The following is a 10,825-nucleotide window of genomic DNA, read 5'->3' as shown; positions in this document are numbered from 1 at the left end:
ACGAAGTCAGCTCAAAATATGGTTTTGAGGTTGTAGATGAAACTGACGAAGTCAGCTCAAAACATGGTTTTGAGGTTGTAGATGAAACTGACGAAGTCAGTAACCATACCTACGGCAAGGCGATGTTAATGCGGATTGAAGAGATTTTTGAAGAGTATAAATCTTCCTAGGATAAAGCAAAACGCCTAATATCAAGGGTTTTAAACACTTGATATTAGGCGTTTTCTGATGTTAAAGACTTTCTACCAGGTTTTTTGAAGCATAATTGTTAGTTGTAGTCATTTATTATTCTTCAAAGAAAAATGGTGGGGCGAATTTTTTCAGTTCTTCAAAGCACTTTTGAGCAGCATCTGCATCTTCACAGATGATAAGACAGACATCATCACCACAAAGGGTAGCGATAGCGTCAGGGAAGCTCAAAGCATCAATGATAGAACCAAAGGATTGAGCCAGTCCAGGAAGGGTTTTTAGTAGGACTTGGTGTTGAACTGGGCGCATCAAGACAAGGGCGTCTTCCATGTAGAGTTCGAGACGTTTTTCCCATTTTGAGATGGAACCATTGTTAAGAACATAATAAGCGCTATCTTCTTCGCGGACTTTTGATAGGTTCATATTTTTGATGTCGCGTGAGAGGGTTGCCTGGGTCACTTGAATGTCGTTCTCAGCAAGAAGGGACTGCAATTCAGCCTGTGTATGAATCTTGTTTTTTGCAACAAGAGCGCGTATGAGTTGGTGGCGGTGCTCTGATTTATTCATAATAATGTAACTCCTTTTAGCAAGGTATGGTAAGCGTGGACTGAGCGAGGTCGACAGTCAAGTAGTAGTCGGTATTGTCACGGATGGTGATTTCAAAGTCAGTCGTATAGAGGACTAAACGAAGAGTATCTCCTTCTTTTAGATTGTAAATAGTTGGTTGCAGTTCAAATTGCACATCCATCCATTCATCTGCAGTAATATCCTCTACTAACAGTAAATCATTTCTATTTTGTAAATTAAGGTAACCTTTTGTCACGACTCGTTGTGCATCTGGTCTAAATGGCAGTTCACAGAGATTTTCCAGCATATGATAGCGACCGTTGTCAATGGTTCTAGCACTTAAAACAGCTGGATAAGGCTGTAAGTATTTCTTTTGACCAAGTTCCAGTAATTGAGCAGATAAAAGCCCCTTGTTTGTGCTGGATTTGATATGAAGATTGAGCTGAGCGCGACCGTTCAGGTGGAGATTTTTGGTCACAGGCAGGTCAATAGTAACCTGATTGGTTTTCCCTTGATAGAGCTCTGTATTGAAGGTTTGGTAGGTCTTACCATAGCGCTCAAAATCCTTATCTGAGTACTGGTTTTGAATAACTTGCTCTTCTTGACCAAGTGAGAAGGTTTCAAAGTTCTCTTGCTCTCCAAAGGTATCAAGTGATAACCAAGTCTGAGGAGCGGTATTGTCCTGCCAGATAATGGTCGGAAGCTGAAAATCTGTTTCCTGTCCTAGTAATTTCTTGGTCAATAAGGCATTTATGGACTCACGGAAGTCAATGGACTGCCAGTTGTTCATATACACATGGGCGCCATTATGGAAAAAGAAATGCTTATTTATATTAGTGGGAAGAGCATGGAACATCTGGTAAACATGAAGTGGTTTGACATTCCAATCCTGAGAACCATGGGTAAAGACAACCTCTGCCTTTACTTTATGGGCATTGAGCAGATAGTTGCGGTCATGCCAAAACTGGTTATAGTCGCCAGTCTTGCGATCCAGTTGCTCTTTCACTTTTTCTAAGTCAGCTTGGTGAGCTTCATTGCCACGGATATAGTCGCCAGCCAAGAGATTACGAGAGTAGGTTAGTTCAGCAAGGGAGTCAAAGTCCTCACCTGGATAGCCACCTGGGCTAGTCACCAGACCGTTTTCTCGGTAGTAGTTGTACCATGAAGAAATTCCAGCCTCAGCAATGATTACTTCTAAACCATCAACACCTGTAGTGGCAAGGCCGTTTGACATGGTACCTAGATAGGAAAGTCCAGTTGTAGCTACTTTTCCGTTTGACCAGTCAGCTTTGACTTGACGCTGGCGCGTATAATCGGTAAAGGCACGGCAACGGCCATTAAGCCAATCAATGACATTTTTATAAGCCTCGATTTGCTGGTAGTCGCCATTAGTCATGAAACCAGTAGAGTCTCTGGTACCAACACCTGAAACATAGAGATTGGCAAAACCTCGTGGAAGGAAGTAGTCGTTGAGTGTATAGCTAGAGTTGATGTGACTTAGCTTTTCCTCAGCTTCCGACACAAGCTCAGCTTGGCCTTGGGGTTGGACGAGATTGAGTTGAGGTTCCTCTAGTTCAATCTTATGAGCAGGTTTAACCTCAAGCTCGCCCTCCATCTTATAGAGAGCCTTATCGCTTGCCTTGTCATTTGTTCCCTGATGATAAGGACTGGCTGTCATGATGGCAGGGATTTGGCTCTCATAACGTGGACGAATAATGCTAACCTTGACTAAGTCTGGTAGACCTTTTTGGTCAGTATCGACACGAGACTCAACGTAAACGACTTCACGAATGACATCATGGCTAGAAAAAGTAGCCAAACTCTTGCCGTTAAAGTAGTGGTAGTCATTATCCTCCGGAATAAGACCATCACTAACAAGTTGGTCGATAAGAGTATTTCCCTTTTTGGTGCGAGTATTGAGTAACTGATAAAGATTTTCAATCAAGTCACCATATATAATGGGAAATCCAGTTTCTTTACGAAAAACGTCACTATCTTCGAAGTCAACCAAATAAGAAAAGCCTAAAAGTTGAAAAGCAACAGTATAAAAAATAGCTGCTGTCAAGTCTTTGTCAGATTTAAAAAAAGTTAATATGTTAGTTTCTTTATCTACAGCCAAGCAGAAGAGTGGATAGTCGGTGTTCTCATAAGTGAAAAAGAAGCGACGTAAAAAAGTTTCCAGTAATTCCTTGGGATTGGCTGTGTTTTGTAAATCAAAGCCACATTTTTTTAGTTCAGATAAGATATTTTCTTTTGGAAAAGTGATATAACTATATTGATTAAAACGCATAGAACCTCCATATAGAATGATAGTTAAGGTTATTATATCAAAAAAAAAGCAGAAAGGGAATTGTTAACTGCAAAAGGAAATAATCCAATAAAAATGAATAAAGTGCTAAATTCAATATAGAGAACAGTGTAATAATAGATATAATGGGTATAATATAAAAATTCTAGGAGATTTATATTGTATGTCTTCTATTTTTATATATAATATAGTATAAATATAAAAACGATGGCAAAAATACAAATGAATAGAAAGTAAATTAGTAAGCTGATGAAATTTTTCTCAAGAGAAGCCTTTTATAGGTGAAAATGGTATAATATAGTGAGAAGGATAGAGGAGAAGTGTAAATTGATCGCACAACTAGATACAAAAACAGTCTATAGTTTTATGGAAAGCGTCATTTCGATTGAAAAGTATGTGAGAGCAGCTAAAGAATTCGGCTACACTCATCTGGCTATAATGGATATTGACAATCTTTATGGTGCTTTTGACTTTCTAGAGGTTACAAAAAAATATGGCATTCATCCTTTATTAGGGCTTGAAATGACTGTGTTTGTGGATGCTCAGGAAGTGAATCTGCGCTTTTTAGCTTTATCTAGTGTGGGCTATCAGCAGTTGATGAAGCTTTCGACAGCCAAGATGCAGGGGGAGAAAAATTGGTCGGTTTTATCTCAGTACTTAAATGATATTGCGGTAATTGTGCCTTATTTTGATGGATTTGAGTCTCTAAATCTAGGCTGTGATTACTATATAGGGGTTTATCCGGAAACACCAGCAAGCGAATTTTATCATCCAATCTTGCCCCTCTATCGGGTCAATGCTTTTGAAAGCAGGGATAGAGAAGTTCTTCAAGTTTTAACAGCGATTAAAGAAAACCTACCGCTTAGAGAAGTTCCCTTGCGCTCACGACAAGATGTCCTTATATCAGAAAGTTCTTTAGAGAAATTATTCCTAGAACGATTTCCGCAAGCCTTAGACAATTTAGAAAAGCTGATTTCAGGCATTTCTTACGACTTGGATACGAGTCTGAAACTGCCTCGTTTTAACCCAGCTAGACCAGCAGTAGAAGAGTTGAGAGAACGCGCTGAGCTTGGGCTTGCTCAGAAGGGATTGACTAGTAAAGAATATCAAGACCGTCTAGACCAAGAATTGGCTGTTATTCATGATATGGGATTTGATGATTATTTCTTGGTTGTTTGGGATTTGTTGCGTTTTGGACGACTGAATGGCTACTATATGGGAATGGGAAGGGGTTCTGCAGTTGGTAGCTTGGTTTCTTATGCCTTAGATATTACAGGGATTGACCCAGTAGAGAAAAATCTGATTTTTGAACGCTTTCTCAATCGTGAACGCTATACCATGCCTGATATTGATATTGATATCCCAGATATTTATCGTCCAGATTTTATCAGATATGTTGGTAATAAATATGGCAGTAAACATGCGGCACAAATCGTTACTTTTTCTACCTTTGGTGCCAAGCAAGCTCTGCGTGATGTCTTGAAACGCTTTGGTGTTCCAGAGTATGAATTATCCGCAATTACCAAGAAAATCAGTTTCCGTGATAATCTCAAGTCAGCCTATGAGGGCAATCTCCAGTTTCGTCAGCAAATTAATAGTAAGTTAGAATACCAAAAAGCCTTTGAGATTGCTTGCAAGATAGAGGGCTATCCAAGACAAACCTCTGTCCATGCAGCTGGTGTTGTGATTAGCGACCAAGATTTGACCAATTACATTCCTCTAAAGCATGGTGATGAAATTCCACTGACTCAGTATGATGCTCATGGAGTTGAGGCTAGCGGTCTTTTGAAGATGGACTTTCTGGGACTGCGAAATTTGACCTTTGTTCAGAAAATGCAAGAGTTGCTTGCTGAAACAGAAGGGATTAAGATAGCTATCAACGAGATTGATTTGGAAGATAAAGAAACGTTAGCTTTATTTGCTTCTGGCAATACAAAAGGTATCTTTCAATTTGAACAACCTGGTGCCATTCGTCTGCTTAAGCGTGTGCAACCAGTCTGTTTTGAAGATGTCGTAGCGACTACTTCTCTAAATAGACCAGGTGCTAGTGATTATATCAATAATTTTGTGGCAAGAAAACATGGGCAGGAAGAAGTGACTGTTCTGGATCCAGTACTGGAGGATATTTTGGCTCCAACCTATGGTATCATGCTCTATCAGGAGCAGGTTATGCAGGTAGCTCAGCGGTTTGCTGGATTTAGTCTTGGGAAGGCCGATATTTTGCGTCGAGCTATGGGGAAAAAGGATGCTTCTGCCATGCATGAGATGAGGGCTTCCTTTATTCAAGGTTCATTAGATGTTGGTCATACTGCGGAAAAGGCAGAGCAGGTCTTTGATGTCATGGAGAAGTTTGCAGGTTATGGTTTTAACAGGTCACATGCCTATGCCTACTCAGCCTTGGCCTTCCAGTTGGCTTATTTCAAAACGCATTATCCAGCCATTTTTTATCAGGTTATGTTGAATTTTGCCAACAGTGATTACTTAATAGATGCCTTAGAAGCAGGATTTGAAGTAGCCCCTCTGTCCATCAACACCATTCCCTATCACGATAAAATTGCCAATAAGTCTATCTATCTAGGTTTGAAATCGATTAAGGGAGTCAGCAAAGATTTGGCGCTTTGGATTATTGAAAATAGGCCTTATTCTAACATTGAAGATTTTATAGCTAAATTACCTGAGAATTATCTGAAACTTCCTCTGCTAGAACCTTTGGTAAAAGTTGGTCTTTTCGATTCATTTGAAAGAAATCGTCAAAAAGTATTCAATAATTTAGTTAATCTATTTGAATTTGTAAAAGAGTTGGGAAGTTTGTTTGGAGATACTATTTATAGTTGGCAGGAATCGGAAGATTGGACGGAACAAGAAAAATTCTATATGGAACAAGAACTTTTAGGAGTAGGAGTTAGCAAACATCCACTACAAGCTATTGCAAGTAAGGCTATTTACCCGATTATCCCAATTGGGAATTTGTCAGAAAATAGCTATGCTATTATTTTGGTTGAAGTTCAGAAAATAAAAGTAATTCGTACCAAAAAGGGCGAAAACATGGCTTTCTTACAGGTAGATGATAGTAAGAAAAAATTGGATGTTACCCTCTTTTCAGACTTATATCGTCAGGTTGGACAGGAAATAAAAGAGGGATCCTTCTACTATATAAAAGGAAAAATACAATCACGTGATGGCCGTCTGCAAATGATTGCACAAGAAATAAGAGAAGCAGTTGCTGAACGCTTTTGGATACAGGTAAAAAATCATGAATCGGATCAAGAAATTTCACGTATTTTAGACCAGTATAAAGGTCCAATCCCAGTCATCATCAGGTATGAAGAGGAACAGAAAACCATCGTTTCTCCCCATTATTTTGTAGCTAAATCCAATGAATTAGAAGCGAAATTGAATGAAATCGTTATGAAAACGATTTATCGCTAAAAATACGGAAAATAGAAGAATTTTAAAATCAAATGTGGTATAATCAAGAAGACTGTTAAAAGAAAAAGGAGCATAAACCAATATGAAACGTATTGCTGTTTTGACTAGTGGTGGAGACGCCCCTGGTATGAACGCTGCTATCCGTGCAGTTGTTCGTCAAGCAATTTCAGAAGGAATGGAAGTGTTTGGTATCTATGACGGATATGCTGGTATGGTTGCCGGTGAAATTCATCCCCTAGATGCAGCTTCAGTAGGAGACATCATTTCTCGTGGTGGTACTTTCCTTCACTCAGCTCGTTACCCAGAGTTCGCTCAACTTGAAGGGCAACTAAAAGGGATTGAGCAATTGAAAAAACACGGCATTGAAGGTGTAGTTGTTATCGGTGGAGACGGTTCTTACCACGGCGCTATGCGTTTGACTGAGCATGGTTTCCCTGCTATCGGTCTTCCAGGTACAATCGATAACGATATCGTTGGTACTGACTTTACAATCGGTTTTGACACAGCGGTTACAACTGCTATGGATGCTATTGATAAGATTCGTGATACATCATCAAGTCACCGTCGTACTTTTGTTATTGAAGTTATGGGACGTAACGCTGGTGATATCGCTCTTTGGGCTGGTATTGCAACTGGTGCAGATGAAATCATCATTCCTGAGGAAGGATTCAAGATTGAAGACATCGTAGAAAGCATTAAATGTGGTTATGAGTGTGGTAAAAAACACAATATCATCGTCTTAGCTGAAGGTGTGATGTCAGCAGCTGAATTTGGTCAAAAACTTAAAGAAGCTGGAGATACAAGCGACCTTCGTGTGACAGAACTTGGACATATTCAACGTGGTGGTTCTCCAACTGCGCGTGACCGTGTATTGGCGTCACGTATGGGTGCCCATGCTGTTAAACTTCTTAAAGAAGGTATTGGTGGTGTTGCGGTTGGTATCCGTAACGAGAAAATGGTTGAAAACCCAATTCTTGGAACGGCAGAAGAAGGAGCATTGTTTAGCCTTACTGCAGAAGGTAAGATTGTAGTTAACAACCCACACAAAGCCGATATTGAGCTATCTAGCTTGAATAAGAGCTTGTCATAATTTACAATTTAGTTAATAAGACCAAAAAGGTCATATCTATAAAGGAGTCACAAAAATCATGAACAAACGTGTAAAAATCGTTGCAACTTTGGGTCCTGCGGTAGAAATCCGTGGTGGTAAAAAATTCGGTGAGGACGGATACTGGGGTGAAAAACTTGATGTTGAAGCTTCAGCTAAAAACATTGCTCAATTGATTGAAGCTGGTGCTAACACATTCCGTTTCAACTTCTCACACGGTGACCACCAAGAACAAGGTGAGCGTATGGCAACTGTTAAACTTGCTGAAAAACTTGCAGGTAAAAAAGTTGGTTTCCTTCTTGATACAAAAGGACCAGAAATCCGTACAGAATTGTTCGAAGGTGAAGCTAAAGAGTATTCATACAAAACTGGTGAGAAAATCCGTGTTGCAACTAAACAAGGAATCAAATCAACTCGTGAAGTGATTGCATTGAACGTTGCTGGTGCTCTGGATATCTATGATGATGTTGAAGTTGGTCGTCAAGTGTTGGTTGACGACGGTAAACTTGGTCTTCGTGTGGTTGCTAAAGATGACGCAACTCGTGAATTTGAAGTGGAAGTTGAAAACGATGGTATCATCGCTAAACAAAAAGGTGTGAATATTCCTAACACTAAAATTCCTTTCCCAGCCCTTGCTGAACGTGATAACGACGATATCCGCTTTGGTCTTGAACAAGGTATCAACTTTATTGCGATTTCATTCGTACGTACTGCAAAAGACGTGAACGAAGTTCGTGCAATCTGTGAAGAAACTGGAAACGGGCATGTTCAATTGTTCGCTAAAATCGAAAATCAACAAGGTATCGATAACTTGGATGAAATCATCGAAGCAGCTGATGGTATCATGATCGCTCGTGGTGATATGGGTATCGAAGTACCATTCGAAATGGTTCCAGTTTACCAAAAAATGATTATCAAGAAAGTCAATGCTGCAGGTAAAGTTGTTATCACTGCAACAAACATGCTTGAAACAATGACTGAAAAACCACGTGCAACTCGTTCAGAAGTATCAGACGTATTCAACGCTGTTATCGACGGAACTGACGCTACAATGCTGTCAGGCGAGTCTGCAAACGGTAAATACCCACTCGAGTCAGTAACTACAATGGCTACAATAGACAAGAACGCTCAAACTCTTCTTAATGAATACGGACGTTTGGATTCAGATTCATTTGAACGTAACTCTAAGACAGAAGTAATGGCTTCAGCTGTTAAAGATGCTACTAACTCAATGGATATCAAATTGGTTGTAACTCTTACTAAGACAGGTCATACTGCACGTTTGATTTCTAAATACCGTCCAAATGCTGACATCTTAGCATTGACATTTGATGAATTGACAGAACGTGGATTGATGTTGAACTGGGGTGTTATCCCAATGTTGACAGATGCTCCATCTTCAACTGACGATATGTTCGAAATCGCTGAACGTAAAGCGGTAGAAGCAGGTCTCGTTGAGTCAGGCGATGATATCGTTATCGTTGCTGGTGTACCAGTAGGAGAAGCTGTTCGTACAAATACAATGCGTATCCGCACAGTACGTTAAGAAAAATATAAAAACCTATCATATCCAGCTTTAGAGCTTGTGTGATAGGCTTTTTTGGGCTCTTTGTCAACTGTAGTGGGTTGAAGTCAGCTAAGCTCGAGAAAGGACAAATTTTGTCCTTTCTTTTTTGATATTCAGAACGATAAAAATCCGTTTTTTGAAGTTTTCAAAGTTTCGAAAACCAAAGGCATTGCGCTTGATAAGTTTGATGAGATTATTGGTCGCTTCCAGTTTGGCGTTAGAATAGTGTAGTTGAAGGGCGTTAACAATCTTTTCTTTATCCTTGAGGAAGGTTTTAAAAACAGTCTGAAAAAGAGGATGAACCTGCTTTAGATTGTCCTCAATGAGTCCGAAAAATTTGTCAGGCTCTTTATTCTGGAAGTGAAAAAGTAAGAGCCGATAGAGATTATAGTGGTGTTTCAAGTCTTCTGAATAGCTCAAAAGCTTGTCAAGAATCTCTCTATTGGTCAAGTGAATACGAAAAGTAGGGCGATAAAAACGTTTATCACTCAATTTACGACTATCCTGTTGAATGAGTTTCCAGTAGCGTTTAATAGCCTTGTATTCATGAGATTTTTTATCGAATTGGTTCATGATTTGGACACGCACACGACTCATAGCACGGCTAAGATGTTGTACAATATGAAAGCGATCTAGAACGATTTTAGCATTCGGGAGTGAAACAGTCTGGGAGACTGTTTCAGCCTGAGCCTAGAAATTTGAAAGCGAATCTGTTTAGCCAAGGCATAATAAGGGCTAAACATATCCATAGTAATAATTTTGACGCGACATCGGACAGCTCTATCATACTTAAGAAAGTGATTACGAATGATAGCTTGTGTTCTTCTCTCAAGAACAGTGATGATATTGAGATTGTTAAAATCTTGCGTAATGAAGCTCATCTCCATCTCCCGATTGAAACAGTCACTCCCCGGACTGTTTCAACGTCCCAAGACATAATCTCAGGCAGATTTCTAACATTACACTCAAAGTGGAAGTCATTGAGCTTTCGAATGACAGTTGAAGTTGAAATGGCCAGCTGATGGGCAATATCGGTCATAGAAGTCTTTTCAATCAACTTTTGCGCAATTTTTTGATTGATAATACGAGGGATTTGGTGATTTTTCTTGACGATAGAAGTTTCAGCGACCATCATTTTTGAACAGTGATAGCACTTGAATCGACGCTTTCTAAGGAGAATTCTAGTAGGCATACCAGTCGTTTCGAGGTAAGGAATTTTCGACGGTTTTTGAAAGTCATATTTCTTCATTTGACTTCCGCACTCAGGGCAAGATGGGGCGTCGTAGTCCAGTTTGGCGATGATTTCCTTGTGTGTATCCTTATTGATGATATCCATAGGGGATTTACCCACTACAAATATTATAGAGCCCAAAAAGGTGGCTATGTCACCTTTTTGTGTCAGTGTAGGTATTTGTGACGCGGGGTGGGGCATCAATGGAGCTTCTTGAAGGTAATACTCTTCGAAAATCTCTTCAAACCACGTCAGCGTCGCCTTACCGTAGGTATGGTTACTGACTTCGTCAGTTTCATCTACAACCTCAAAACCATGTTTTGAGCTGACTTCGTCAGTTCTATCTACAACCTCAAAGCAGTGCTTTGAGCAACCTGCGGCTAGCTTCCTAGTTTGCTCTTTGATTTTCATTGAGTATAAGATTTA

The 10,825-nt window shown here is 39.7% G+C and carries 5 protein-coding genes and 1 pseudogene; 3 read left to right on the top strand and 3 right to left on the bottom strand.

Translation table 11 applies throughout. From position 1 onward, the window contains the following. Nucleotides 1–285 precede the first annotated feature (285 nt). Nucleotides 286–756, bottom strand: a complete 471-nt coding sequence (locus HT708_RS03675; RefSeq protein ID WP_023934390.1) for an arginine repressor — start codon at nt 754–756, stop codon at nt 286–288. Between the two features lie 16 nt (nt 757–772). Continuing rightward, the gene (locus tag HT708_RS03670; RefSeq protein WP_172923727.1) at nt 773–3,046 is read right to left on the bottom strand and encodes a Xaa-Pro dipeptidyl-peptidase; all 2,274 of its coding nucleotides are present in this window, start codon (nt 3,044–3,046) and stop codon (nt 773–775) included. 345 nt (nt 3,047–3,391) lie between these two features. Here HT708_RS03670 and HT708_RS03665 point away from each other — a divergent pair, with 345 nt between their 5' ends. The 3 genes from HT708_RS03665 (at nt 3,392) to pyk (ending at nt 9,147) form a co-directional block, all read left to right on the top strand. After that, on the top strand, nt 3,392–6,493 hold the full coding sequence (locus tag HT708_RS03665) for a DNA polymerase III subunit alpha (RefSeq protein WP_166731173.1): 3,102 nt from the start codon (nt 3,392–3,394) through the stop codon (nt 6,491–6,493). Nucleotides 6,494–6,575: 82 nt separating this feature from the next. After that, entirely contained in the window at nt 6,576–7,583 is a 1,008-nt protein-coding gene (gene pfkA, locus HT708_RS03660) for a 6-phosphofructokinase (RefSeq protein WP_000820864.1), read from the top strand. A gap of 58 nt (nt 7,584–7,641) precedes the next feature. Then, nucleotides 7,642–9,147, top strand: a complete 1,506-nt coding sequence (gene pyk, locus HT708_RS03655) for a pyruvate kinase (RefSeq protein WP_001042822.1) — start codon at nt 7,642–7,644, stop codon at nt 9,145–9,147. A 90-nt stretch (nt 9,148–9,237) separates the two neighbouring features. On the opposite strand, the pseudogene HT708_RS03650 reads toward pyk, so the two are convergent. Then, nucleotides 9,238–10,504 (bottom strand): annotated as a pseudogene (locus tag HT708_RS03650) (transposase). Nucleotides 10,505–10,825 lie beyond the last annotated feature (321 nt).

The sequence above is a fragment of the Streptococcus sp. 3613 genome (assembly GCF_013277375.1).
GTDB classification, from domain to species: Bacteria; Bacillota; Bacilli; order Lactobacillales; family Streptococcaceae; genus Streptococcus; species Streptococcus pseudopneumoniae.
Note: the sequence above shows the minus strand (reverse complement) of the source record. Positions and strands in the feature narration are given on the sequence as shown.